The sequence below is a fragment of the Mycolicibacterium lutetiense genome, from assembly GCF_017876775.1.
In the GTDB taxonomy this organism is placed as follows: Bacteria; Actinomycetota; Actinomycetes; order Mycobacteriales; family Mycobacteriaceae; genus Mycobacterium; species Mycobacterium lutetiense.
The window spans coordinates 503213-527430 of sequence record NZ_JAGIOP010000002.1 but is presented as its reverse complement, the minus strand read 5'-3'; the positions used below and the strand labels follow the sequence as shown (position 1 = coordinate 527430).

The following is a 24218-nucleotide window of genomic DNA, read 5'->3' as shown; positions in this document are numbered from 1 at the left end:
TGACGGTAGACACACATCGTGAGGCGGAGTATGGGTTCACCAGTCGTGGTCATGGGCGTATCGGGGTCGGGAAAGTCGACGGTCGGTGCCGCGCTGGCGCAGCGGATGCGGGTGCCGTTCGCCGACGCCGATGACTTTCACCCCGCCGCCAACATCGCCAAGATGTCCGCGGGCCACGCCCTCGATGACGAGGACCGCTATCCGTGGCTGGAGTCGATCGGTGAGTGGCTCGCCGAGCACCACGACGGCGGCGTGATGAGCTGCTCGGCCCTCAAACACACATACCGCGACCAACTGCGGCGGCACTGCCCCGATGTTGCGTTTCTGTATCTGAGCGGATCGCACGAGGTGATCCGCCGGCGTCAGGCCAGCCGACCGGGGCATTTCATGCCGGCTGCGCTGCTGGACTCCCAATTCGCGACGCTGGAGCCGCTCCGCCCCGATGAGGCCGGTGTCGCCATCGACGTGGATCAGAGCATCGACGCCATAGTCGATGAATATGTGGCCCAATGCGACACGGCGACAACAGAACAGGAGAACCGATGACTTCGGCCCTCACTCATCTCGCGGCCGGGTCTGACCTGATCGAGCCGGTGGCGGGCGGCGCGCAGTTGGTCCTGGCCGCGCTGGCCGGCATCGCCCTGATCGTCGTGCTCATCACGATCGTCAAGTTGCATCCGTTCCTGGCTCTGATCTTCGGTGCACTGACCGTGGGCATGGCTGCGGGTGAAAACGTCAGCGACGTGCTCGCCTCGTTCTCCAGCGGCTTCGGCTCTACCGCTGCGAGCGTTGGGATATTGATCGCTCTCGGCGCGATGTTCGCCAAGCTGTTGGCCGACTCCGGGGGAGCCGACGAAATCGTGGACACCATCGTCGGGCATGCGTCACCGCGGGCGCTGCCGTGGGCAATGGCGTTGGTGGGCGCGATCATCGGTCTGCCGATGTTCTTCGAGATCGGCCTGGTGCTGTTGATGCCGGTGATCTACCTGGTGGCCCGACGTTCGCAACTTTCGCTGATCACCGTCGGCATCCCGGCTCTGGCCGGCCTGTCGGCCATGCACGGATTCGTACCGCCCCATCCGGGACCGGTCGCCGCGATCTCACTGCTCAACGCCGATCTCGGCGTCACGCTGGCGTTGGGTGTGCTGGTGGCAATCCCGACGATCGTGGTGGCAGGTCCGTTGTTCGGCAAGCTGGCCGGTCGCTGGGTGGTCCTGGATGTTCCGGACCGGTTCGACGCGGCGGACTCTACGGGCGGCGTGACCACGACGACCGCGACGAAAGCGCGACCGACCTTCGCCATCACGATGTTCAGCGTGCTGCTGCCGGTGGCCCTGATGATGGGCAAGGCGCTGGTCGACATCTTTGTCGACGACAAGTCCCACCTGCTGCGACAGACATTCGACATCCTCGGTCAGCCCTTGATGGCGTTGCTGATCGCGGTGGTGGTCGGCATGTTCACTCTCGGTGGCGGCGCCAAGATGAGCCGCGACCAGATCGCGAAAACCATCGAGTCGTCGCTTCCGCCGGTGGCCGGGATCATCCTGATCGTCGCGGCCGGTGGCGGATTCAAACAGGTCCTGGTCGACACCGGGATCGGCACCCTGCTTGCCGAATGGGCCAAGGGCGCCAACCTGTCGGTGGTACTGCTGGCGTGGGTGTTGGCCGTACTGATCCGGTTGGCCACCGGGTCGGCCACCGTGGCCACGATTACCGCCTCATCACTGATGCTCGGACTGGTCGAGGGGATGAGTACCGGGGAGGTGTCCCTGGTGGTGCTCGCCGTCGGCGCCGGCTCGTTGTTCTTCTCACACGTGAACGACGCCGGATTCTGGCTCGTGAAGGAGTACTTCGGAATGACGGTGGGGCAGACCATCAAATCCTGGTCGTTGATGGAGACCGTGCTGTCGGTGTCCGGCCTGGTTTTCGTTCTCCTGCTGGGACTGGTGATCTGAACCGGTAGACGGCTTTCAGCCCCGGGTTACCTGGGTGCCACCGGCAAGTTCGTCGTGCTTACCCTGCTTGGTGGGGCTCGAGCTGATGGTCATCGCGATGATGATCATGGCGATGGGTGCCAGGAGCCAACCGACCCACGGGATGATCGTCAGCAGGGTGAAGGCATTACGGATGGCCGACTGTTTGGCAGTCGGCTTCGGTGCGCCGCCCGGCCCGTGTACTTCGAGTCCGAGCAGCTTCTTGCCGGGTGTCGAACCCATTCCCACTTCGAACAACACGAAGTAGACAAACACCAGCAGTCCGGTGAACAGGCCTGTCACCCAATAATTGGAGAGCTGGTCGGTGTAGAAGCCCAGGAAGAATGCCACCGTCCCGACGATCAAGCCGTCGATCACCCTGGCGAACCAACGTCGGCCCAAGCCGCCGGGGGCCTGCGTTCCATACGGCGGGGGATAACCGCCCGGTTGTCCGTACTGCCCGAATTCCGGTGGATAGTCGCCCGTACTCATCCCTCAAAGCTACCGATCGCGGCGCTGGTCGAGTTGGGATCGGGCGATGTCGGCCAGCGCAGCAGAGCGTTCGCGGGCGGCCTCAGCAAGTTCGGGTGCACGCTCACGCGCGATGTGCGCGAACTCGGTGGCGCGTTCACGGGCCGCTTCGGCTACCTCGGGTCCGTGTTCACGCGCTAATTGAGCCAACTCGGCAGCCAATTCGGTCGTCCGCTCCACCGCCACGTCGGCCAGTTCGCGGCCCCGTTCGGCACCGACGGCCAGGTTGTGTCCGACCTTCTCGACGATCGCACTGTCGGCGAGGGAATTGTTGTTGAGCCCGCCCGCCGCCACACCAGGAACCGCGGCGGCGACACTGGCCGAGACCTGCCGCGCGGCACGGCGTCCGCGCCACGCCAGCGATGGTTTGCCCGCCGTATCGGCCGCCGCGATGATCAGGCCGCCCAGCAGACTCACGTCGGTCAGAAACTCCCGGCGCTGAGCCGCGGCGTGTTGCGGGTCGGAATCCTTCAGAAAGGCCTGTGAGCCCACGCCCCTCGGAATCATCGTGACGGCCAGTGCCGCCGCGGTAAGCCGCGGCGCCCGGCCGAGCGCCAGGAGGAGCCCACCCCCCACCTGAACCGCCGCGTTGACCCGCGCAACCGTGTCGGCGTTGCGCGGAACCCCGGCGCCGACCGGGCCTGGAAGGGCACCCAACGCACCGAGTGTTCTGCGTGTCGTCTCGGCGGCGGTACTCGGGTCGCGCAGGGTGTCGACGCCCCTGGCGATGAAGGTCGCAGACAGCATGGGCCGGGCAATTCGTCTGATCAACATGAGCTAGGAGTTCCCACAGATCTCCAACACAAACCTCTCAGGCCAGGTCACTGCGGCCAGACGACGCCAGGGGTAGCTTCGCAGGGGTGGATCCCCTGGCCGGCGCGAGGCCGTGAACTACGACTGGGAACAGCTGGGTGCGGGTGTTTGGCGCACCCGCCTTCCGTTTCTCGATGTCACGGTCGGTCTGGTCAGCGGCAGCACCCACGCTCTTTTGGTCGATGCCGGTACTACATTGGCCGAGGCCCGCGGTATCGAGGCCGATGTCACGGCACTGACGCGGCAGGATGTCACGCGTATCATCCTGACGCACAACCATTTTGACCATGTCCTGGGTTGCTCCTGGTTCGATCGGGCCGAAATCTATTGTGCACCAGAGGTTGCAGTCGCCATGGATGGCGGCCGGGCGCACTTGAGGGCGGATGCGATCCGCCACGGCGCCGATGCCGACGAGGTCGACCGGGCGATCGCGGCGCTGCCGGTTCCCAGGCACCAAGTGGCCGGAGGCGATATCGATGTCGGCGGCCGGACCGTGAATATCTGCCGACCCGGTGCCGGCCACACCACCCATGACCTGATCGTGACGGTGCCGAACGAACGCCCGGTGGTGTTCTGCGGTGATCTTGTCGAACAGTCCGGTGATCCGGTCATCGACGCCGATTCCGACGTGGAGGCTTGGCCGGCCACGCTCGAGGCGGTGCTGGCCGCGGGCGGTGAGCACGGGGTGTTCGTTCCGGGGCACGGCGCCGTCGTCGACGCCCATTTCGTCCGGCTCCAACAACGCTGGCTGAGCGCCCGGCGCGATACCTGATCCCCGCTGACAGATTTAGTTAGCCCATATGCGACGATTCGCCGATGACCGAGGTTGACGCCCATTTCGTGCAGTCCGAGCAGGACAGATTCCAGCCGACCCGCTTTGCGCAGAGCCACTGGGGTGAGGACCATCTCAACGGGCCGGCACTGGTCGGCCTGGCGGCACGGGCGTTGGAGTCGGCCTTCGGGCTTCCCGAGTTTCTGCCGGCCCGGTTGACGGTCGACCTGTTCAAGGCCGCGCGCGGGCTGCCGACGACGACAAAGGTGGCGTTGATCCGTGACGGCAGGCGGGTCCGCAACTCGGAGTGTGAGCTGGTCCAGGACGGCGTGACCGTGGCACGTGCGACGCTGGTGCAATACCGGTTGAGTGCGCCGCCTGCGGGTGAGGAATGGACCACCGCAACGGACTTCGAACCGCCTGCCGCCCTCGACGGGGAGGGCAAGACATATATGGGCAGTGACGCAGGCGGTTGGAGTCGCGCCATCGCCGAGCATCAGAACGCGTCGAGGAAGCGGTTCATGAACCGCACCATCACCGTCGTTCAGGGGCAGCAGAACTCACCGTTCGTGCGGGCGGCGATGGCTGCCGAGGGCACCAGCCTGGTCACCAATCTGGGCACCGCCGGCGTCGGCTACATCAACGGTGACCTGACCGTCGCCCTGTCTCGGTTGCCCGGCGACGAGTGGATCGGCGTCCAGGCCGATTCGCATTGGGCCGCCGATGGCGTCGCCGTCGGCGCTTCCACGCTGTACGACAGTGCCGGGGCATTCGGCACCGGCCTCATCACGGCGATCAGCAATCCAGCGGTGCAGATCGATTTCTCCAACGACCCGTTTCCGAACAGGACCGCACCGCGGTAGCGGCTTCGCAGCTGGGTCACCGGGCAACCCACCGCAACTCACTCCGAGATCTCAACTCCTTCAAAGCTGGTCAGCATGTCCATGCCGGGCAGCGCCATCTGAAGGTAGACGTCGATATGGCGGACCTTGTCGTCGGCGGTGAATTCGTATACCGACACCGAGTTGACCACGGACTCGAAATCACCCATCCGCGAACGCTCTTCGAGTTCGAGGAAGACCACCCCGTCGACCTCGCTGACCCGTTTGAACAGCCCGTCCCACTCCGCCGAGACCGCCCAGTTGGTCAGGAACTCGACATACTGCGGCCAGTCCATCACCTCTTTGAAATTGCCAATCCGCTCGAACTCGTCGAGGGCCAACAATTCGGCCAGCGGAGCCCAGCTTTCCTGGCCGAAACCGGACTGCTTGGCACTGTCGACGATGCGCTTGGTGCGCACCGCGTACTCCAGCGCCACCCTGGGTCGGCCGCTGTACTCACCGACCACATCACTGACAGCTTTCATCGGTAAAAGTCCTCTTTCCTCAGGCGATTCAGGCGTTCGTGGTCTGCAGGTACTTGTCGACAACCGAGTGGAAATGCGCGATGACGACTTCTTCCTTGACCAGGGCCATGTGCTCGAGCGCCGTGTTGCGCAGACCGATCTGTTGACGCGGCATCTGCTCGTAATCTTGTTGGAGCGCTTCGAAATACTTGTAGCTGCCCGGCTCGTCGACCACGATCGGTTCGGCGGTGAACGCGGCTTTCATCTCGTCGGGCAGCCACATGTAGCTGGCGACATGCCAGATGCACCGATTGGGATCACCGTCGGGGTGGGGCAGCGACATGATGATCGTGGCTTCCCCGGCGCGAATGGTCATGAAAAAATTCGGAAACCACACCCAGCCGTGGTTGTCGCTCATCTGCTCGTCGGTGAGCCCACTGACATCAAGGCCCATGCCCGTCAACGTGTCTCGCGTCGCCTTCTGCAGGAGGGTGCGCGCCGTGATCCCGTCGGGAAAGTCCAATGACCCGTCCCCGCTGCGGTATTCGGCGACCAGTTCCTGGAACCGGGGGAGTACCGCGACCGTCGAAGGGAAGGTCTCGGGCAGGTCCATGATGCCGTCGACCTGCTGCTCGCCGGTGGCGCCGACGACGTCGAACGGTGCCATCGACACGCTGTGCCGATCGAAGAACCGGTAGCGGCTCGTGGCGGGATCGATATTGATCACCCGCAGGAGCTGGGGGTGGATACCGTCGATGTGGTAGCCCTCCTGGAAGGCATCGAGGACGACCTTCCAGTTGCAGTCGATCGCCTCGGTCACATCCATCACCGTGACCATCTCTTCGAGGTGGTACGGCTCGAGCAAGGTTGCGACCTCCGTGCCGATGAAGTCGGCCAACGGTTCAGCGTCTGGATCCGGGTTGAGGAAGATGAACCCGGCAAATGTACCCACCGAGACCTCGATCAGCCCGTGGGTGTCCTTGTCGATCGGTCCGGCCAGCGCCTCCCGCAGCATCCCCTTGAGCCGACCGTCCAGGTCGTATGACCACAGGTGGTACTGGCACAGGAACCCACGCTTGGCGTTCCCGCTGGCCTCGCGGCACAGCACGTTGCCACGATGTCGGCAGGCATTCACGAAACCGCGAATGGTGTCGTCCTTGCCGCGCACAACGAGGTAGGACTGATCGAAGATCTGGTACTGCTTCCAGTCGCCGGCCTTGGTCAACTCATCCACCCGGCCGACCACCTGCCAGACCTTCTTCCAGATCGAATCACGTTCCTGGGCAACGAACTCCGGTGCCACATAGCGACTGGTGGGGATCTGCATCCGATAAGCATCGGGCTCGATGTCGTCCAGGCGGGTGGCGTTCTCGACCCAGTTTCCGGGGCGTGCTGTCGGCACGGGCGGGCCTCCTCAATCGATGTGTGGGCGGTGAGGTGCCGCTGACGTCCGGGCACGCCCGACCGTCGGCACCAATGAGTGGTTGTGACTGCGATCACTACTATACATCGACGTATATTCAATACAATGATGAATAAGGATTGTCCGAACAGCAACAAACGTGGAGGTACACCGCCGCGCCGACTGGCTGACGTTTGACAGGATGGGGCCATGGCCGAACGCTGGACCAAACAACGTCGCTTGGAGCACACCCGCAACGTCCTGCTGGACGCTGCCGAGGAGGTGTTTGCGCGCAAGGGGTTTGACGGGGCCGCGCTCGAAGACATCGCCGAGGTCGCGGGCTACACCCGCGGCGCCATATATTCCCACTTCGGCAGCAAGGCCGAGTTGTTCCTGGCCGTGGTCGAACGGCAGCGTCAACAATTCCTCGACGGCTTCGCCGACGTCATCGCGATGTTCCACCGGCTCGAGGACCTCGACGCCGACGACCTCGGTGACCGCTGGCGGGACCTGGTCGCCGCCGAGGGGCCGGACCGGGCTGTCCTCGGATCCGAGTACACGCTGTTCCTGCTGCGCAATCCCGAAGCGCGCGAGCGCGTGGCCGCGCAGCGGGAGGAGACGGTGCGTGCCCTTGCCGACTACATCTCCAAAGGTGCTGCCCGGCTGGGCGGCCATTTGAGCATCCCGGCGGTGGATCTCGCCCGGGTCATTCTGGCCGCCAACGACGGCGTCACCCTCAACAGCCTGCTGGACGAGCAGGCGGTCTATCGGCCGTTCCTTCGCATGGTGCTTGCCAATATCGTGGTCCCCAAGGTTCACAACCCGTGACCGAGGTCCGACCCGAGGTCGGCTGATCGGGCTACGCTGGCGCCAATGGCACGTGGAATCTTCAATTCCCCAGTGGTCCGCTGGTTCAACGCGACAGCCGTAGGCCTCACCCATGTTCCGGTGCTCGGACGGTGGATCGGCCGCGGTGTGGTGGTCATCCGTTACACCGGCCGCCGCTCGGGTCAACCGTTCGAGACCCCGGTTTCAGTGAAGCGCGAGGGCGAGCAGGTGACCATCAACGTGATGGCGCCGGACAACAAGAATTGGTGGCGAAACTTCCTCGGTGAGGGCCGCCCGCTCACATTGGTGAACCTGGACGGCAGGGACCATACGGGGCGCGCGATCGCCCACCGCGACGGGCAGGGCAGGGTGACCGTTACGGTGCAGCTCGACGCGCCCTGAGCTCAGACGTCGGTGCGCTTGCGCCGGTACAGCGTTCCGACCACGAGTAACAGCAGGCTGACCACCAGGATCACCGTGGCCAGCACGTTGATCTGCGGTGGCACGGCAGCCTTGACCGCCGCATTGACATAGAGGGGATAGGTAACGGTCGAGCCGCTGACGAAGTAGGTGATGATGAAGTCGTCCAATGACAAGGCGAACGACAACATCGCCGCGGCCACGATCCCCGGAACGATCAGCGGCAGCGTCACTTTGAAGAACGTTCGGGTCGGGCCGGCCCCGAGATCCATCGACGCGTCCTCGAGCGTCCAGTCGAACCCACGCACCCGGGCCCGGACCGTCATGGCGATGAAGCTCACCTCGAACGCGATGTGGGCGATGAGAATCGTGGTGTAGCCGGCCGCCCAGCCGAGGTCGAGGAACAGTGTCAACAGTGAGGCACCCATCACCACCTCGGGCGCGGTCAGCGGTAGCACCAGGAACGTGTCGACCGCCTTCTGGCCCCGGAAGCGCTGGCGCACAAGCGCGATGGCGACCAGCGTGCCGAGCACCAGGGCGACTGCGGTGGATACCGCCGCGACGTTCAGGCTCAGCTTGAGGGCGTCGGTCAGTGCCGGGTACTTGAACGGATCCGCCCAGTTGTCGAGGGTGAATCCCTGCCAGGTGTAGTTGAACTTGCCCGCGGGCTTGTTGAACGAGAACAACACGATCACGAAGATCGGCACGAACAGGTACACCAGAACCAGACCGGCAACGATCCGCAGGGACCAGTCGCCCCAACGCGGTGAGCCCTTGACCACCTTCGAAGCGGCCGGGCTGGTGGCGTCCGCCAACGCGGTCGACGTCATACCAGATCCTCCGTGCCCAGCGCCCGCGTGTAGAGCAGCACTCCGACCAGGATGATCGCCATCAGCACCATGCTGAGTGCGGCCGCGGCCGGATAGTCCTTGACCACCAGGAACTGCTTCTGGATCACATTGCCGATCATGGTGGTCTGAGTGCTCCCGAGATAATCGGCGTTGATGAAATCACCGGCGGCGGGAATGAACACCAGCATGCTTCCCGCCAGCACACCCGGCATCGACAGCGGCAGAATGACTTTGGTGAAACTACGGGTGTTCGACGAGTAGAGATCCTTGGAGGCCTCGATCAGGCGGGGATCGATCTTCTCCAGGCTCACGTACAGCGGCAGGATCATGAAGATGATCCAGTTGTAGGTGAGGCCCCCGATCACAGCCCAGCTCGTCGACAGCAGCCGGCCTTCACTCGGCAGCAACCCGATGGATCCGAGCGCACTCACCACCAACCCATCGTCGGCCAGGATCGTCTTCCAGGCGATGGTGCGGATCAGGAACGTCACGAAGAACGGCAGGATGACCAGGCCGAGGATCAGATTCTTGTACCGGCCGGCCTTGAACGCGATGACGTACGCCAGCGGGAATGCCAGCGCCGCGCACACGACGGTCGCTACCAGTGCGTAGCCGAAGGTCCGCAGGATCTGGTCCTGATATGTCGTGAACGCATGAGCGTAGTTGCCGAAGTTCCAGTCGAACTCGAGTGTCGGAAGGTACACCGACCCGCCCGACGTGGACAACGAGGTACGTGACAGCGAGATGAACGGCACCACGAAGAAGATCCCGAGATACACCAAGGCAGGCAGGATCATCAGGTACGGGGCGACCTTGCTCCGCTGCCGGTTACTGGTGGCTGCACCCGCCATCGGCGTCAGCCTCCGGTCACTGCGGCGTAGAGACTGTTGAACTCCTGAGTCTGCTCGTCGGTCAGGGCCGGCCAGGACTTGAGCTGGGCGAGAATATCGGCAGGCGGGTTGATCAGCGGGTTCCCGGCCAACTTGGGATCGATCTTGGCGAGTTCGTCGGTCATGTCCGAGAGCACCGGCACGAACTGGGTGAACGCGATGAGCTTGGCATAGTTCGCTCGGTCGTAGACGTAGTCGATCCACGCTTCGGCGGCCTTCTGATTCTGCGTCGTGTAGGGGAGCACCATGGTGTCGATGAACCAGTCGCCGCCGGACTCCGGCACGATGAACTGAAGGTCCGGATTATCTGCCTGCAGCTGCACCACGTCACCCGAATATGCCTGGGCGACAGCGATATTACCAGCCGCCAGGTCATCGGCGTAGTCATTGCCGGTGAACCGGCGGATCTGCCCCTTGTCCTTCTGTTCACGGATGGCATCGACGGCCTTGGTGATGGATTCGGTGGTCGGATCCTCCACGGAGTTTCCCTGCCACTGCATGATCATGCCGAGCCCGTCCTGGACATCGGACAACAAGCTGACCTTGCCCTTGAATGCGGGATCCCACAGATCATCGATCTTGGTGATGTCGCGTCCGGTTACGGCCTTGTTGTAGGCCAGGCCGACCATGCCGGTCATGTACGGCGCGGTGTACTTGCGGCCCGGATCGGCCTTCGACTGGAGAAGGTCCTCTCGCAGGTTCTTCTTGTTGGGGACGCGAGAGTCACGAATCTCGTTGAGCCACTTGAGTCCGGCGAGCCGGACCGCCATGAACTCGGTGGGCACGACGAGGTCGGCGCCGATATCCTGCTTGCGGGACAACGGTTCCTTGACCTTGGCGAACCACTGCTCGTTGTCGTTGAAATCCTCTTTGTAGTCCACCGTCAGACCCGTCCTGGTCTGGAACGCTGCGACGAAACCGTCGGCCATGTACAGCGGCCAGTTCGAGATACGGACTTCGCCGCTGGCCGGCGAGCCGTCGTCAGGGGCGGCCGACGACGATGCCGTCGAACCACCGCCACCACCGGACCCGCACGCAGCCAGCACGGACGGGCCCAGCGCGAGCGCGGCGGCGGCCGCGGCGCCGCCACCGAGGAAGCGACGCCGCGACGTGCGGTTCGCGTTGAGCCGGGCGAGAAGTTGGGGATCGAATTGAGCGGGCATGGGCGACCTTTCTGAGTTCGGGCGCTTTCGTCGATGAAGGGGCTGGCGACTGCTGCCCACACCTACGTGTCGTCGAGCATCTCTTCGAGATCTTCGGTGGTGGGAATGTCCGCGGCCGGGAGCACCCGTGATGCGTTCGGTGCCCAACTCGCGTGGACCTGATCGCCAGGACGGAGCAGGGGGAGCTCCTGCTCGGGCCCGACGTGGGCGATGATCGTCGAATCATCAGGTGCGGCAAGAGACAGCCGCAGCACCGGACCCTGGAAGGTCAGGTCCTTGACGGTGGCGGGCACGGTGGCCACCTCCCCGGCGGGAACCTCCATCGAGACGCGGACCCGCTCCGGGCGGACCATCAGTGTCGCGTGACCGCCGGGTTCGATGGTGGTGTCGCCGGGCTTGGCCTTGAGCGTGGAGCCGAGCACTTCCACCTCGACGAAGTCGCGGTTGGCCCGCCCGGTCTGGCGGCCGGGCCACAGGTTGGCCTGCCCGATGAAGCTGGCGACGAACACCGTCGCCGGGCGGTCGTATATCTCGGTGGGGCTGCCGATCTGCTCGACGTTTCCGTTGTTCATCACCGCGATCCGGTCGCTCATCGTGAGCGCCTCTTCCTGATCGTGAGTGACGTAGATGAACGTGATGCCGACCTCGCGCTGGATCCGCTTGAGTTCGAATTGCATCGCATGCCGCAGCTTGAGATCCAGGGCGCCGAGCGGCTCATCGAGCAGGAGTGCGCTCGGGTAGTTGACCAGGGCACGGGCCAGCGCCACCCGTTGTTGCTGACCGCCCGAGAGCTGGCTGGGCTTGCGCTTGGCGAAGTCGGTGAGCCGAACTATGTCCAGCAGCTCGTCGACGCTGCGTTTGATCTCGGTTTTGTCCTTCTTCATGCTGCGCGGCCCGTAGGCAACGTTGTCCCACACCGTCATGTGCGGAAACAGCGCATAGTGCTGGAAGACCGTGTTGACGTTGCGCTTGTGCGGTGGCACGCGGGAGACGTCGACACCTTCGAGTCGGATGGCGCCCTCGGTCGGGCTTTCGAATCCGGCGATCATGCGCAGCGTGGTGGTCTTCCCGCACCCCGAGGGCCCGAGCATCGAGAAGAACTCACCCGACGCGATGGAGAAGTCTGCCTCGGACACTGCGGTGTAGTCGCCGAACCGTTTCGTGACGTGGTCGATCTCGATGACAGGCGCGCCGATGCGTGGCGAGCCGTCGGGTCGCGTCGACGTGTCGACGGTGGTGATGTCTGGGCCGGTCAGCGGAATCCTCCTCCAGTACAGCCGCGCTAGCTGTCGGTAAACGATCGCGGATAACTGCGACCTTCGCAAGTGATTCCGCAACGATTTAACATTTCGACAATGGAATCCTTCGTCTAGACGGGCTTCGACGGCGCAATCCCATTGCGTGATGGCTACAGCGACGGGCTGATCTCAAGTCTCGCAGCTCAGCGGGTGTCACGACAGGAAACCGGCGACTGAGCGAATCAGCCCCACTCGTGGTTCATCGCACGGGATTCGGACAGGGTCTGCACGGAGTCACCGTGGCGGTCCGGCGCCCGGGATACCGCGATCAGGGCCATCGCCAGTGCCGCGGTGACCGCACCCGCGACGAAGATCGTCACGAAGCTGATTTCCGAGGGCACCAGCCGATGCCCGAGCAGCACCGCCACCACCGCTGCCGCCACCGAACTGCCGATGGTTCGTGCAATGGCGTTCATGCTCGTGGCGATGCCCGTCTCACTGGCGTCCACCTCACTGACCACGAGCGCGGGCAATGCGCCGTATCCGAGGCTGATGTAGGCGTTGGTCAGTACACCGGCCAGGACGACCTGCCACGGACGGTCGTGCGCGACGGCCAGCATGACGAATCCGGCAATGCCGGCCACGGCGGCCACCACCAGCACCCGGCGCGCGCCATACCGGTCGATGTAGCGGCCACTGACCAACGCCACGAGGAAACCGGTGAGAGCTCCAGGAAGGAGGAAGTAGACGCTCGCCTTCAACACGGTGGCGCCGAATCCGTAGCCGGCGATCTCACGCGACATCTGCACGAACTGGGTGAGACCGAGAAAGGCGAAGTACAGGCCCATTCCGACCAGGATCGTGGCCAAATTGGTGAGCAGAATGGGTCTGCGGGCCAGCATCGTGGTCGACACCAGGGGATCGGCCGCCCGTCGCTCCCACCACCACCAGCCGGTCAGCACGCCCACCCCGGTGAGCAGGAAGCCGACCGTACCCGGATGACTCCATCCCCACGAGTTGCCCTGGGTGATCGCCAGCAGCAACGACGACAGCCCGATCGCCAGGCCGGCGGCACCGAGCCAGTCGATCGCCCCTCCCGCCTCGGGCCTGCGGTTGGGCACGATCACGATCGCCACCACGATGACGATGGCGGTGAAGGCGGTGGTCAGCCAGAACACCCGGTGGTACCCGGCGTCGCCCGACATCAGTACGCCGGTGACGACGAGGCCGACGCCGCCGCCGAATCCCAGGGTTCCGGACAGCACCGACATCGCGCTGACCAATCGATCCTCGGGGAGCTCCTCGCGCAGGATCGCAATGCTGATCGGATAGAGCGCATAGGAGGCGCCCTGCAGAATGCGTGCCGCGATCAGCAGCGGTACCGACGCGGTGACCGCGGCCAGCACGGAACCCGCCAGCACGACCACCAGTACACCCAGCAGGACACGCTTCTTGCTGTAGAGATCGGCGAGGCGCCCGATGAGTGGGGTCGTGGCCGCTGCGGCCAGCAGGTTGGCGGTGACGGCCCAGCTGACCGCCACCGACGAGGTGTTCAGTTGCTTGGCGATGATGCCGAGGATCGGAACCACCGCGGTCTGCAGGACAGCGACGGTGAGGGCCACCAGGCTCAGGCCGGCGATGAGGACTCCCGCGGGGCGCGGTGCGGGGAGAGCGGGGGAGACGGACCGGTCAGCTTCGGTCCTGGCCACTTCCGCTCCGATCCTTAGCTCATCTTGGTGTTTGTCGATTATGTCCTTGGTCCGGCACCTGCCTGCACACCGGGCACTACAGTGCGGCGAGCACGTGCTCGGTGAAGGACGACGTCGACGCGCTGCCGCCGACGTCAGGCGTCCCGACACCCGCATCCAGGACGCGTCCGATGGCGTCCTCGATGCGGTCGGCGGCCGCGCCGAGTGCGCGTGTGCCGCCATCGCGGCCGGCGAGCCAACGCAACAACATCGCGCTGGACAGGATCATCGCCACCGGGTTGGCGATGTCACGTCCGGCGATGTCGGGCGCCGAGCCGTGTGCTGCCTGCGCCATCGCGTGGGTGTGCGAGGCGTTGATCGACGGCGCTATCCCGAGCGAGCCGCTCAACTGGCCGGCCAGATCGGACAGGATGTCACCGAACATGTTCTCCGCCACGATCACATCGAAATCGCGGGGATGACTCACCAGCCGAGCCGCGAGTGCGTCGATGTGCTCGCCACGGACTTCGACATCGGGGTAGTGCCCGGCGACTTCCAGGCACGCATCGCGGAACAAGCCGGTGGTTTTGGCCAGGACATTGGTCTTGTGAGCAATGGTGACCGACTTGCGGCGGGCGGTGGCCAACTGGAATGCCTGATGGGCGATCCGTTCACAGGCCGGACGGGTGAAGACGGCGACCGCCAACGCGACATCCGGCGTCGGCATGAATTCGCCTGCGCCGTCGTACATGTTGCGGTCAGCGTAAAACCCTTCGGTGTTCTCCCGGACGATGACCACGTCGAGATCGGGGCATACCGCCGGGACGGCGGTACTCAGGGCCCGCGCGGGCCGGATGTTGGCGAACAAGTTGAAGCGCTTGCGGATTGCCCCGCCGGGCGACAGCGTGCCCCGGAATCGATCCGGGTATCGCGCGTTGTCGTGCGGACCGAGGATCCATCCGGGCAGCCCGTCCAGTTCGGCCAGAGTCGGTTCTGGCAGCGGAGTTCCGAACTCGCCGATCGCCTCGAGTCCGAAGGGCAGTTCGCGCCAGCGCACCTCGACCGACACACCTGCCAGGGCCCGTTCGACGACCCGAGTGGCCGAGTCCACGATCTCCGGTCCGATCCCGTCGCCGAGAAGCACTCCCAGGGTCAGCACAGTGTCACCTTCCACCTATCCGGGATGGGCTGCGAACCACTGCAACAACATCTCCGCGACCTCGGCCGGCTTCTCCTCCGGGAGCCAATGCGACGCTCCGGCGAGCGTTTCGAAGCGGTAGGGGCCACTCACGTAGTTGGCGGTTTCGCGCGCAGGTTTGGCGGTCAGAGCGATGTCGCGGTCGCTCCAGACATAGAGCGTGGGCACAGTGATCTTCTTGGTCTTCAAGCCCGCGCCCAGACCGGAGAAGTCCATCGGCATCGCTCGGTACCAGTTCAGCGCGGCCGTGAGCGCCCCGGGTTCGGCCATGTGCCGAGCATCCCTTGCCGCCGCTTCCGGCGGCAAGCCGCTACGGATCAGGACCTTGGCCATGGCCTTACCCTTGCCGTCGCGCCCGAGCATGAAGCGCTCAGCCACCCAGGGCAGTTGGTTGACGTACATGTACCAGGACGCCAGCCCCTGTCGGCTGGTCAGCATGGACCGCATGAAGGCCATCGGATGGGGCACCGACAGGGCTGACAGCGAGGCCAACCTCTCGGGCGCGCTGCCGGCCACACCCCACGCCACCGCTGCGCCCCAGTCGTGACCGACCAGATGCACCCGGTCGGCACCGCTGGCGTCGATCAGCGCGAGGACGTCCTTCACCAATTCCGTCGTGCGGTAGTCGCGGCGCCGAGTTGGCCGGGCGCCGGGCGAGTACCCGCGCTGGTTGGGGGCCAGACATCGGAAGCCGTTGGCGGTGAGCAGCGGGATGATCTGCTCCCAACTGCTGTTCTGCTGGGGAAAGCCGTGCAGCAGCACCACCACCGGCCCGTCAGCAGGTCCGCTGTCGATGACGTCGAACGCGAGTTCCCCGCGGCGGTATTCATCCATATTCAGCATCATGCCAACCGGGCCCGCCGATCAGGCCGTTCAATCACGCATTGTCCTTGGATGAGATGTTGTTGAGCAGGCTTTGAGCCTGGCGGTCCACCATCCCGGTGAGGCCCTGCTGCGACGCTCCGAACAACAACGAGTAGCCGACTACGTGGGCGTTGGTGGTGACGCTGACCCCGTCCCCGGCGATCCCGGCCTTGACCATCAGCAGTCCTGCGACAGCGGTCAATGCGCCGGTGGGCAGTTTCAGCAACAGCGAGGCCATCGGCACCGCGTAGGCCGTGGAGGTTCCCTTCATCCGGCGGATGGCCACCGCGCCCACAAGGCTGGCGCTCACCAGGCCCAGGAGCTCGGCGATCGCGATGTCCGCGCGGGACATCGAGGCTCCGGCGGCGGTGAGACCGAACGTGTCGGGACGACAAGCGCCGACGACGCCGAAACAGATCGCCAACAGCGCCAACATGGCGGTGGCACCGAGCAGGATGTTGCGGAAGCTGCGCAGCCGCATACTCTCGCTGTCGGAGGCGGCATGTACAGCCTTGACGCTGCGCGCCAGGGTTTCACGGTCGTATTCCGTCCACTTCGGGTGCCCCAGAATTTCGCGGAGCGCCACGACCGACTCATGGCTGTCACCGAGCAATTCCTTTCCGGTGGAGACGATTTCGGGCAGCCGGGCCCGTACCACCCCGGGTGTCGCGAGCCGGATGACCGTGACGTCCACGGCGTGAATCCGAAGCCAGGCGGCTTCCACCGCGGCCCCGTTGAGCACGCCGCGGAGGCTGCACCGCTCATCGACCATCTCGGTCGCCTCCGTGAGCCTGCGTCGCGCATCGAGGTAGCGCGGATCATCCCGGCAATCGACCGGGAGACCGTCGAGATCGACATGGAGATCGGCGAGCCGACCCCGAGCAACCTCGCGCCACACCGACAACGGCCGGCGGTGCAACGCGCCTCGAAACGAGGCGCCGGTGCGCGTCACGCCCGGCGAAGATGCCTCGGCGCCGGCGAGCGTGAGCGTCGGCCGGTCGACTGCCGGGGTGTGCTGAGAGGTCAGCGCGGTCATGTCCGCATCCCATACGTCATCGTCATCACCGTCCGGTATCTGAACTGACAGGTCGAGCAATTCGCAGCATGCGCCGGGTTGGTGGGAATGGGCACGCGTAGTGCGCTACCTCAAATCCGACGCCGTCGAACACCACGCGATTGTCGACGCGGAGACCTTTGCGGGATGGTCGGGCCGATGCTGCCGCGGGCGACTACCTCAGCCGCCTCGTACTCGCATCGGGCGGTGTACTTTTTCGTCGCGACCACACCGCGGCAGTCGAGAGTGGTTGTTTGCCAGGAGATCCCACCGCACGACCGGCAAAAGAGGCCGTAACCTCTCGGTGTCCAACTTGTGATGGCAACGTGGCGACGTCAGGCGCTTTCCCGGTTGCAGCGTATGCGCGGGATGTTGTACCAATCATCTGTGCACATGGGAAGGACGACCTGATGACCGGGTTTGTGGGGGAAGATGTTCCAGGGCACTGGCTGACCGCAGCCGAAGTCGCGCGGGCATCGGAGCTGCGCGAGGATCTGGTTGAGCGGTTCCTGCCTGCCGTTCCGCCGCAGGAGAATCTGTACGGCCGCGATCTGGTGTCGGTAGCGCGATTCGTCAAGGCGCTCACCGATCTCGGGACGCCGACCGCAGCGGTCGAAGTGGCCGTAGCCGAGTTGCGGGCCCGCCCGGACGCGGCGTTCAACGTGGCGCTCGGCGCTGGTGGTACCGGTCGCCGGCCGCTGGGTGTCAAGTTGACCGGCGCACGGGTGTGGAAGACAGTAGGCGTGACCACCGCGGCCGCCTTGCTCGTCGGCGGCGTGGTTGCGGTTACGACGACGGGACGCCACGACGATCAGCCCGCGGCCGGGACGGCGTCGTCGAGCGCGAAACCCGTTCCTGCCGAAGTGATTACGTCGACGGCAACGGGGGATCCGGGTAGCAAATCTGCTCAGGCATTTGCCGCACAGAAGCCGGATCCGGTCTGCGCTCAGTGGCAGCGGGCCAGCGCCGGGTACGACGGCAAGCAGCAGACTTGGGCCAAGGGCGATCATCGCGTCGCAGCCGCGCGTTGGTCGCGCAAACAACGGGCGGTGACGATGTCGGTCATCCCGATCATGCGTCAGGAGGCTGACGAACTGCGCCGGTTGGCAGACAAGGCCACGGATCCGCTGCTGACCGGTCTCCTGCGCGCACAGTCCCGGTACGTGGACAACTATGCCACCAAGCTGCCGAAGTTCGAGCCCGCAGATCATGCGAACTGGACTGCAGCCATCGCGATGGACGGTGCGGTAAAGGCGGCGTGCTCCACGCCGCGTTGACCGCACCAATTCCGAATTCTGTTGGGGCACTAGGGGATGAGTGCCCCAACAGAATCGGTTCGGCTACATCGGAATCCAGCGATCAAGGAACCAGAAGCCCCAGCCGCGGCCATCGCCGGAAGGCATCGGTCGCACCTGCTGGCCATTCCACTCGAAGGGTTGATGATCGCGACGCGCCGCGTCGATATTGCGGCCGCGCCAGTCATCGGGCCGAGCCCCGCGGTCGTCATGATGCCCACACGACGGTGCACCCGGGCGGTCGCAGCCCGGATCGGCACTCGCCGTACCTATGCCGAGGCCCAACAGCCCGGCTACGCCGATGCCTGCCGCCATCGCTGAAATGCCAACGGATTTCTTGAAACGCATTGCTTTACTCCGTTTCTGACCGGTGCGACGACGGTGCCGCACGGAGAGCAACGCTATTTCGAGCCGATGTGTTTGCCCTGTGATGCTTGTGGGGACAGGCTGTGCGGTCGGTAACGGATTGAAATCCGCACAGTGTCAATCTGATTGATCACTGGCAGCAGATTCTCACCTTCGGGGCCGCAGCCCGGGCTCACCAGGTCAGGTTGTGTTTTTCAAAGTGTCGGGCGAGTGCCTCCATGTACTCGTCGCCGTGGAACGGCCCGCGAGCGCCGATCGCCTTCTCCAGGAAAGGCCCGTATTCCTCGTCATTGACGTAGGTCGACCAGTGGGTGATCTGGCCATCCTCATTCGTATCGATGAAGCTGATCGAGTAGAAGCCCATCGTCTCGCCGTCGGTGGTCGTGCCTTCCCAGCGGTAGCGCATGACCAGGCCGTTTTCTGCCGGCCAGAACTTGTGGTCGACGGGTTTCCAGTCCGGGAAGGCCACCGAGTAGGCCTTGGCCTCGACGGTGGCCGCGACGTCGAACGAAGTCGCTACGTCTTTGAGGACGAGTTCCTGCCCAGCCACGAAATAGGGGGAGGTGTAGACCGCGTCGTCGGTGAACTCCCACTCGTCATAGGACTCGCCTTCCTGGACCTTCCGTAGGACATATTTGTCCCGGTAGCTCTCGGCCATCCGGCGGTGTTTGGCGATTCGATCGACCAGATCCATTGCGGTCCTTTTCCATCGGGGGAGCGGTAGGGCAGCCAGTGGCCCATGTGGCGTGGCGCACACAACAAATATACAGCTCTGTATCGTAGATTCAACGATGGATTTCAGGCGAACGAGACGCCCCAGGAATTTGGTGTGGGCGCTGGGAGAATGGGATTGCCGACTACATCGACTAGCCGCGGGTCAAGAATCCCAGCACGGTCTGCTCGAAGGCCTCTTTCGCCTCGATCATCGCCCAGTGCCCACAGTTGGGGAACACATGCAATTCGGCGTTCGGGATCGTCCGCATGGGAATCAGCGCCATGTCGAGGGGGCTGACCCGATCATCTCGACCCCAGGTCAGCAACGTCGGGGCCGCCACCTTGTGCATCTGCGCCCACGGCATCGGGGCGTCAGAGGACCGCATGGCGGCCATCATTCCCGCGAAGGCCGCCTTGCCGTACATCCGCTTGGCAGCGGCAAGCGTCTTGGGATCGGTCGCCAGCTCCCAGCGCTGTTCGATCAACTCGTCAGTCACCAGCGCTGGGTCGTAGACCATCGAATTCAGCCAGTCGATCAGGCGTTGGCGGGTCGGGTCTTCGGTGAATTCCTGCAGTAGCCGGATGCCCTCGCTGGGGCCCGGGCTGAACAGGTTGGTTCCGATTCCACCGATGGTGACGAGCTTGCCGATGCGGTCCGGTTGGCGGATCGCGAAGTTGATCCCGACACCACCGCCCATCGAGTTGCCGACGATGTGGACCCGGTCGATACCGAGGGCATCCACGAACGGTCCGACCACACCCTGTGCCGCAACCATGGGGTGGCCGCCGATGTCATCGGTGACCCCGAAGCCCGGAAATTCCAGGATGAGACAACGGAAGTGCTCGGCGAAGGTGGGCAGGATTCCCTGGAAGTTGCGCCAGCCGGTAACCCCCGGGCCCGAGCCGTGCAGGAACAGCACCGCCGGCCCCTCGCCAGTGTCGTAATACCGCAGTACTCCGGCGGATGTCTCGATCTGCTTCAGTTCCAGCTCGGTCATGCCGACAAAGCTACGGGCGGCGGTCGGCCCGTCGGTCGGCAGTCCCATCCGATGGAACACGACCTGCGAGATCGCCGGTCGGCATCTGACTACAGTGTCCGCATGACGCTGCACGCCGACGCTGCCCATCCCGATCTGGTCACGGTCGAGGTGCCGACGCACTGGTACAACCTGCCGGCCGAACTCGATCAGCCGATCCCGCCGCATCTGCACCCGGGTACCAAGGAGCCGGTCGGCCCGGACGACCTCGCGGCGCTGTTCCCGAGCGGGTTGATTGCGCAGGAAGTGTCCACGGAGCCCTACATCGCGATCCCGGATGCAGTGCGGGAGATCTACTCGATGTGGCGACCCTCCCCGTTGATCCGGGCCCGGCGGTTCGAGCAGGCGCTCAATACCGGTGCTCACATTTACGTCAAATACGAAGGTGTCAGCCCAGTTGGCAGCCACAAGACCAATTCCGCTGTGGCACAGGCCTATTACAACAGCATCGACGGGGTTCGGAAGCTGACCACCGAGACCGGTGCCGGGCAGTGGGGCAGCGCACTGGCTTTCGCCGGGGCCCAGTTCGGCCTCGAGATCGAGGTCTGGCAGGTCCGGGCGTCCTACGAGTCGAAGCCGTACCGCGGTCATCTGATCCGGACGTACGGCGGCACCGTGCACTCAAGCCCGTCGAATCTCACCGCGTCGGGGCGCGCGATCCTGGCCGCGACCCCGGATACTCCCGGCAGTCTCGGGATGGCGGTGAGTGAGGCGGTTGAAGTCGCGGCCGGCGATCCCGACATTCGCTACGCGCTGGGCAGCGTGCTGAACCATGTGGTGTTGCATCAGAGCGTGATCGGCCAGGAGGCGGTGGCGCAGCTCGTCGCCGTCGAGCCGAATGGTGCCGACATCGTGTTCGGCTGTGCCGGTGGCGGATCCAACCTTGCCGGGCTGGCATTCCCGTTCCTGCGTGAGAAGATCCATGGACGATCGAATCCCAAGGTCGTGGCCGCCGAACCGGTCGCGTGCCCGTCGATCACGCAGGGGGAGTACCGCTACGACCACGGTGATGTGGCCGGCCTGACTCCGCTGCTCAAGATGCACACGCTCGGCATGGATTTCGTGCCTGACCCAATCCATGCCGGTGGACTGCGCTACCACGGGATGGCGCCCGCACTCAGCCACACCGTCGAGCTGGGCCTGGTCGAGGGCCTCGCCATCGGGCAACACGACGCGTTCTCGGCGGGAGTTCTGTTCGCGCGGACCCAGGGCATCGTCCCAGCACCCGAATCCACCCACGCGATCGCGGCCGCAGCCCGGCACGTCGCCGACGACCCGGCCGAACAGGTGGTCGTGATCGGCCTGTCGGGTCACGGCCAACTCGACCTGCCGGCGTACGCCGAGTTCTTGGACGGGAATTTCTGACGCTGACGCACCGGGTTCCACGACGCCGGCCCTCATATGTGAATTCGATCTGAATTTGCCAAGAAACTCCTATGCGGCTAATTATGCGTCGCATATGAGTTTTTCCCTGGATTCACATTCGCAAGTACTCTCGATGTAGATACCTCAGGAAAACGAGGTTGGTATATCGACAGGCCGGAAAGGGAATTGGATGACGAATAATCTGCTCGTGAAGACCGTCGCCGTTGCCTCGGTTGCAATGGGACTCGGGTTTGCCGCATCTGCGCCGGCAAGTGCTGCACCCAGCGGTCAGAAGTCCGCCCAGGCGACCATCAGCGACCTCGAAGCGCAGGGATTTCGCGTGATACTCAACAAATTCGGCAATTCACATTTGGATCAATGCACCGTGACGGCGATTCGGCAGGGCACTGACGTCAAGCATTCGTGGGTGCAGCGGGGTCCTGCGGGCAACGTGAACAACCTCGTGCGCTACACCACCGCATACGTAGACCTCATGTGTAATCGCTGAGCGCCTGCATACCGTTGACAATCAATTATCTGGATTTCAATTCGGATCATTCGCAGCAATAATTCACTGCCGCAGAAAGGCAAAGTGGTCACAATTCACGGTGCCGGCACTCGACGCCGACACCGTGATCCGATCTGGCCACTGCCGAAGTGGTCGAAGAACCACTGGGCGTTCATGAGGGACGCCGTACGTTGACGAGTCCATGGTGACCACGGTGCCGACCTGGTGTGCCATCGCGGAGGCGGAGTTCTTCAACAAACCTTCACACAATCCATACCGATTCACTGTTCTCCGGTGGTCAGGTGGAGGCGAAGCACCGTGCACCTCGACCTGTCACGTAAGACCCCTGGAGAGCCCACCATGCCCAACACCGCCAGCCTGCCGCGTCTCAGCCGCCGTGGATTCCTCGTGGCCACGGCCGTCTTGGGCGCGACGGGGATCGCGGCGTGCCAGCGGGAAACCGGCGCCATCTCTACCAGCGCGACTTCCCCGGATGCCATCGCCGCGGCCGAAGCCCGCCGCCCGCACAGTGGCCGTACCGTGTCGACCACTTTGACCGCACAGCGCACACAAGTCGATCTCGGTGGCAGGATCGCCGAGACGATCGCCTACAACGACATCGTGCCGGGGCCCCTGTTGCGGGCGTCGGTCGGCGATGAGCTGGAGGTCACGGTACGCAACAGGCTCGGCCGTGCGACCTCGGCGCATTGGCACGGCCTGGCCCTTCGCAATGACATGGACGGGGCAGCGCCCGCCACCCCTGACATCCCCGACGGTCGTGATTTCACGTACCGATTCTCAGCACCTCATCCCGGGACCTATTGGGCCCACCCACACACCGGTCTGGATGCGGACACCGGCATGTACTTCCCGGTGATCATCGACGACCCCGATGACGCCGGCCGATATGACGCGGAATGGGTGGTGATGCTCGACGATTGGACGGATGGCGTCGGTGAGAGCCCGGCCCAGATCTACGACCGGTTACGCAAGCCGTCGGGCGCAGGACACAACATGCCAGGCATGGGTGGCATGCCTGGCATGAGCGGCCACGACGCTGTGGGTCCGACGGGTGGTCGGGGAAGTTCGGCACTCGGGGGCGACGCCGGCGACATCGATTATCCGATGTACGTCGCCAACGGTCGTAACGCTCAGAACCCCAACAGCTTCCGGGTCCGCCCCGGCCAACGGGTGCGGATCCGGTTGATCAACGCCGGTTCCGATACCGCGTTCCGGGTCTCCTTGGCGGAGCACCGGATGACCGTCACCCACACCGACGGTTTCCCCGTCGTCCCCACCGAGGTGGATGCGGTGCTGCTCGGGATGGGCGAACGCTATGACGTGGTGGTCACCGCACAGGACGGGGTCTTCCCGCTCGTCGCAGCGGCCGAGGGCAAGAATGCGTCGACGCGGGCCCTGCTGGTCACCGCTGAGGGCTCGACCCCGCCGCCCGACTATGCGCCTCCGGAGTTGCAGGGGCGACTCGGCACGGTGGGTGCGTTCACCGCAACTCCGGAAGTCACCTTGGACTCCGCACCCGCAGACGCGGAACTGCCCATCGAGCTCGGCGGCTCGATGGCGAACTACGAGTGGACGATCAATGGCCGCACGTTCGCCGATGCACAGCCGTTGACAGTGCACGAAGGGCAACGCGTCGCAATGACATTCCGGAACTCATCGATGATGTGGCACCCGATGCACCTGCACGGCCATACCTTTCAGGTCATGGGTGACGACGGGCGACCCGGTGCCCGCAAGGACACGCTGATCGTGTTGCCGATGCACCGGGTGCGCGTGGTATTCGACGCTGACAATCCAGGTGCATGGATGCTTCACTGTCACAACACATATCACCAGGATGCCGGGATGATGACCCGTCTTGACTACGCCGGCTGAACCTAGG

General features: G+C 64.5%; 25 protein-coding genes. 10 read left to right on the top strand and 15 right to left on the bottom strand.

Going from position 1 to position 24218, the window contains the following annotated elements; genetic code table 11:
• Positions 1-30: 30 nt before the first annotated feature.
• Positions 31-546: a gluconokinase gene (locus tag JOF57_RS11800; RefSeq protein ID WP_209916621.1), complete on the top strand. Its 516-nt coding sequence runs from the start codon at positions 31-33 to the stop codon at positions 544-546.
• On the top strand, positions 543-1955 hold the full coding sequence (locus JOF57_RS11795) for a GntP family permease (RefSeq protein WP_209916619.1): 1413 nt from the start codon (positions 543-545) through the stop codon (positions 1953-1955). The genes JOF57_RS11800 and JOF57_RS11795 overlap by 4 nt, the downstream gene beginning before the upstream one ends.
• A 15-nt stretch (positions 1956-1970) precedes the next feature.
• Here JOF57_RS11795 and JOF57_RS11790 read toward each other — a convergent pair whose 3' ends face one another.
• Together JOF57_RS11790 and JOF57_RS11785 are read right to left on the bottom strand one after the other, a co-directional pair.
• The gene (locus JOF57_RS11790) at positions 1971-2465 is read right to left on the bottom strand and encodes an RDD family protein (RefSeq protein ID WP_209916617.1); all 495 of its coding nucleotides are present in this window, start codon (positions 2463-2465) and stop codon (positions 1971-1973) included.
• A gap of 9 nt (positions 2466-2474) precedes the next feature.
• Positions 2475-3251 carry a DoxX family membrane protein gene (locus tag JOF57_RS11785; RefSeq protein ID WP_209916615.1) on the bottom strand — a complete coding sequence of 259 codons (777 nt, stop codon included), beginning with the start codon at positions 3249-3251 and terminating at the stop codon, positions 2475-2477.
• A 139-nt stretch (positions 3252-3390) separates the two neighbouring features.
• Here JOF57_RS11785 and JOF57_RS11780 point away from each other — a divergent pair, with 139 nt between their 5' ends.
• Both JOF57_RS11780 and JOF57_RS11775 read left to right on the top strand, forming a co-directional pair.
• Entirely contained in the window at positions 3391-4089 is a 699-nt protein-coding gene (locus JOF57_RS11780; protein ID WP_209916614.1) for an MBL fold metallo-hydrolase, read from the top strand.
• 44 nt (positions 4090-4133) lie between these two features.
• On the top strand, positions 4134-4952 hold the full coding sequence (locus tag JOF57_RS11775) for an acyl-CoA thioesterase domain-containing protein (protein WP_209916612.1): 819 nt from the start codon (positions 4134-4136) through the stop codon (positions 4950-4952).
• Between the two features lie 38 nt (positions 4953-4990).
• Here the strand turns inward: JOF57_RS11775 and JOF57_RS11770 are convergent, their stop codons facing one another.
• On the bottom strand, positions 4991-5455 hold the full coding sequence (locus tag JOF57_RS11770) for a hypothetical protein (RefSeq protein WP_209916610.1): 465 nt from the start codon (positions 5453-5455) through the stop codon (positions 4991-4993).
• A gap of 28 nt (positions 5456-5483) precedes the next feature.
• Positions 5484-6836 (bottom strand): aromatic ring-hydroxylating oxygenase subunit alpha, encoded by a 1353-nt coding sequence (locus JOF57_RS11765; RefSeq protein WP_209916608.1) that lies wholly within the window; start codon positions 6834-6836, stop codon positions 5484-5486.
• Between the two features lie 210 nt (positions 6837-7046).
• Here JOF57_RS11765 and JOF57_RS11760 point away from each other — a divergent pair, with 210 nt between their 5' ends.
• Complete coding sequence (locus JOF57_RS11760) at positions 7047-7664, top strand: TetR/AcrR family transcriptional regulator (protein ID WP_209916606.1); 618 nt, start codon at positions 7047-7049, stop codon at positions 7662-7664.
• A 45-nt stretch (positions 7665-7709) separates the two neighbouring features.
• Positions 7710-8066: a nitroreductase/quinone reductase family protein gene (locus tag JOF57_RS11755; protein WP_209916604.1), complete on the top strand. Its 357-nt coding sequence runs from the start codon at positions 7710-7712 to the stop codon at positions 8064-8066.
• A 2-nt stretch (positions 8067-8068) separates the two neighbouring features.
• Here the strand turns inward: JOF57_RS11755 and JOF57_RS11750 are convergent, their stop codons facing one another.
• The 8 genes from JOF57_RS11750 to JOF57_RS11715 all read right to left on the bottom strand — a co-directional run bounded on the left by JOF57_RS11750 (position 8069) and on the right by JOF57_RS11715 (position 17012).
• Positions 8069-8914 (bottom strand): ABC transporter permease, encoded by an 846-nt coding sequence (locus JOF57_RS11750; protein WP_209916602.1) that lies wholly within the window; start codon positions 8912-8914, stop codon positions 8069-8071.
• Positions 8911-9786, bottom strand: a complete 876-nt coding sequence (locus JOF57_RS11745) for an ABC transporter permease (RefSeq protein WP_209916600.1) — start codon at positions 9784-9786, stop codon at positions 8911-8913. The genes JOF57_RS11750 and JOF57_RS11745 overlap by 4 nt, the downstream gene beginning before the upstream one ends.
• Before the next feature lie 5 nt (positions 9787-9791).
• The gene (locus tag JOF57_RS11740; RefSeq protein WP_209916598.1) at positions 9792-10988 is read right to left on the bottom strand and encodes a polyamine ABC transporter substrate-binding protein; all 1197 of its coding nucleotides are present in this window, start codon (positions 10986-10988) and stop codon (positions 9792-9794) included.
• Between the two features lie 62 nt (positions 10989-11050).
• On the bottom strand, positions 11051-12184 hold the full coding sequence (locus JOF57_RS11735) for an ABC transporter ATP-binding protein (protein ID WP_209923275.1): 1134 nt from the start codon (positions 12182-12184) through the stop codon (positions 11051-11053).
• Between the two features lie 284 nt (positions 12185-12468).
• Positions 12469-13935 carry an MFS transporter gene (locus JOF57_RS11730; protein WP_209916596.1) on the bottom strand — a complete coding sequence of 489 codons (1467 nt, stop codon included), beginning with the start codon at positions 13933-13935 and terminating at the stop codon, positions 12469-12471.
• 76 nt (positions 13936-14011) lie between these two features.
• Positions 14012-15073 (bottom strand): isocitrate/isopropylmalate dehydrogenase family protein, encoded by a 1062-nt coding sequence (locus JOF57_RS11725; RefSeq protein ID WP_209916594.1) that lies wholly within the window; start codon positions 15071-15073, stop codon positions 14012-14014.
• A 15-nt stretch (positions 15074-15088) separates the two neighbouring features.
• Positions 15089-15946 carry an alpha/beta fold hydrolase gene (locus JOF57_RS11720; RefSeq protein ID WP_209916592.1) on the bottom strand — a complete coding sequence of 286 codons (858 nt, stop codon included), beginning with the start codon at positions 15944-15946 and terminating at the stop codon, positions 15089-15091.
• Between the two features lie 43 nt (positions 15947-15989).
• Positions 15990-17012: a hypothetical protein gene (locus JOF57_RS11715; RefSeq protein WP_209916590.1), complete on the bottom strand. Its 1023-nt coding sequence runs from the start codon at positions 17010-17012 to the stop codon at positions 15990-15992.
• Positions 17013-17440: 428 nt separating this feature from the next.
• On the opposite strand from JOF57_RS11715, the gene JOF57_RS11710 reads away from it, so the two are divergent.
• Positions 17441-18307, top strand: a complete 867-nt coding sequence (locus JOF57_RS11710) for an ESX-1 system-associated protein (protein ID WP_209916588.1) — start codon at positions 17441-17443, stop codon at positions 18305-18307.
• A 63-nt stretch (positions 18308-18370) separates the two neighbouring features.
• Here JOF57_RS11710 and JOF57_RS11705 read toward each other — a convergent pair whose 3' ends face one another.
• The 3 genes from JOF57_RS11705 to JOF57_RS11695 form a co-directional block, all read right to left on the bottom strand.
• Positions 18371-18673 carry a hypothetical protein gene (locus JOF57_RS11705; protein ID WP_209916587.1) on the bottom strand — a complete coding sequence of 101 codons (303 nt, stop codon included), beginning with the start codon at positions 18671-18673 and terminating at the stop codon, positions 18371-18373.
• Between the two features lie 190 nt (positions 18674-18863).
• Positions 18864-19385, bottom strand: a complete 522-nt coding sequence (locus JOF57_RS11700; protein WP_209916585.1) for a nuclear transport factor 2-like protein — start codon at positions 19383-19385, stop codon at positions 18864-18866.
• A 172-nt stretch (positions 19386-19557) separates the two neighbouring features.
• Positions 19558-20403 carry an alpha/beta fold hydrolase gene (locus JOF57_RS11695; RefSeq protein WP_209916583.1) on the bottom strand — a complete coding sequence of 282 codons (846 nt, stop codon included), beginning with the start codon at positions 20401-20403 and terminating at the stop codon, positions 19558-19560.
• Positions 20404-20505: 102 nt separating this feature from the next.
• On the opposite strand from JOF57_RS11695, the gene JOF57_RS11690 reads away from it, so the two are divergent.
• From JOF57_RS11690 to JOF57_RS11680, 3 genes are all read left to right on the top strand, one after another.
• Entirely contained in the window at positions 20506-21807 is a 1302-nt protein-coding gene (locus tag JOF57_RS11690; RefSeq protein WP_209916581.1) for a TrpB-like pyridoxal phosphate-dependent enzyme, read from the top strand.
• Between the two features lie 190 nt (positions 21808-21997).
• Complete coding sequence (locus JOF57_RS11685; protein WP_209916580.1) at positions 21998-22315, top strand: hypothetical protein; 318 nt, start codon at positions 21998-22000, stop codon at positions 22313-22315.
• A 360-nt stretch (positions 22316-22675) separates the two neighbouring features.
• Positions 22676-24211: a multicopper oxidase family protein gene (locus tag JOF57_RS11680; RefSeq protein ID WP_209916579.1), complete on the top strand. Its 1536-nt coding sequence runs from the start codon at positions 22676-22678 to the stop codon at positions 24209-24211.
• Positions 24212-24218 lie beyond the last annotated feature (7 nt).

Coding starts and splice junctions, on each gene's coding strand:
- JOF57_RS11705 (WP_209916587.1), bottom strand. CDS start 18,673: ATGCGTTTCAAGAAATCCGTTGGCATTTCAGCGATGGCGGCAGGCATC.
- JOF57_RS11760 (WP_209916606.1), top strand. CDS start 7,047: ATGGCCGAACGCTGGACCAAACAACGTCGCTTGGAGCACACCCGCAAC.
- JOF57_RS11750 (WP_209916602.1), bottom strand. CDS start 8,914: ATGACGTCGACCGCGTTGGCGGACGCCACCAGCCCGGCCGCTTCGAAG.
- JOF57_RS11710 (WP_209916588.1), top strand. CDS start 17,441: ATGACCGGGTTTGTGGGGGAAGATGTTCCAGGGCACTGGCTGACCGCA.
- JOF57_RS11695 (WP_209916583.1), bottom strand. CDS start 20,403: ATGACCGAGCTGGAACTGAAGCAGATCGAGACATCCGCCGGAGTACTG.
- JOF57_RS11685 (WP_209916580.1), top strand. CDS start 21,998: ATGACGAATAATCTGCTCGTGAAGACCGTCGCCGTTGCCTCGGTTGCA.
- JOF57_RS11790 (WP_209916617.1), bottom strand. CDS start 2,465: ATGAGTACGGGCGACTATCCACCGGAATTCGGGCAGTACGGACAACCG.
- JOF57_RS11800 (WP_209916621.1), top strand. CDS start 31: ATGGGTTCACCAGTCGTGGTCATGGGCGTATCGGGGTCGGGAAAGTCG.
- JOF57_RS11700 (WP_209916585.1), bottom strand. CDS start 19,385: ATGGATCTGGTCGATCGAATCGCCAAACACCGCCGGATGGCCGAGAGC.
- JOF57_RS11755 (WP_209916604.1), top strand. CDS start 7,710: ATGGCACGTGGAATCTTCAATTCCCCAGTGGTCCGCTGGTTCAACGCG.
- JOF57_RS11745 (WP_209916600.1), bottom strand. CDS start 9,786: ATGGCGGGTGCAGCCACCAGTAACCGGCAGCGGAGCAAGGTCGCCCCG.
- JOF57_RS11770 (WP_209916610.1), bottom strand. CDS start 5,455: ATGAAAGCTGTCAGTGATGTGGTCGGTGAGTACAGCGGCCGACCCAGG.
- JOF57_RS11775 (WP_209916612.1), top strand. CDS start 4,134: ATGACCGAGGTTGACGCCCATTTCGTGCAGTCCGAGCAGGACAGATTC.
- JOF57_RS11690 (WP_209916581.1), top strand. CDS start 20,506: ATGACGCTGCACGCCGACGCTGCCCATCCCGATCTGGTCACGGTCGAG.
- JOF57_RS11795 (WP_209916619.1), top strand. CDS start 543: ATGACTTCGGCCCTCACTCATCTCGCGGCCGGGTCTGACCTGATCGAG.
- JOF57_RS11715 (WP_209916590.1), bottom strand. CDS start 17,012: ATGACCGCGCTGACCTCTCAGCACACCCCGGCAGTCGACCGGCCGACG.
- JOF57_RS11740 (WP_209916598.1), bottom strand. CDS start 10,988: ATGCCCGCTCAATTCGATCCCCAACTTCTCGCCCGGCTCAACGCGAAC.
- JOF57_RS11720 (WP_209916592.1), bottom strand. CDS start 15,946: ATGGATGAATACCGCCGCGGGGAACTCGCGTTCGACGTCATCGACAGC.
- JOF57_RS11785 (WP_209916615.1), bottom strand. CDS start 3,251: ATGCTGTCTGCGACCTTCATCGCCAGGGGCGTCGACACCCTGCGCGAC.
- JOF57_RS11680 (WP_209916579.1), top strand. CDS start 22,676: ATGCCCAACACCGCCAGCCTGCCGCGTCTCAGCCGCCGTGGATTCCTC.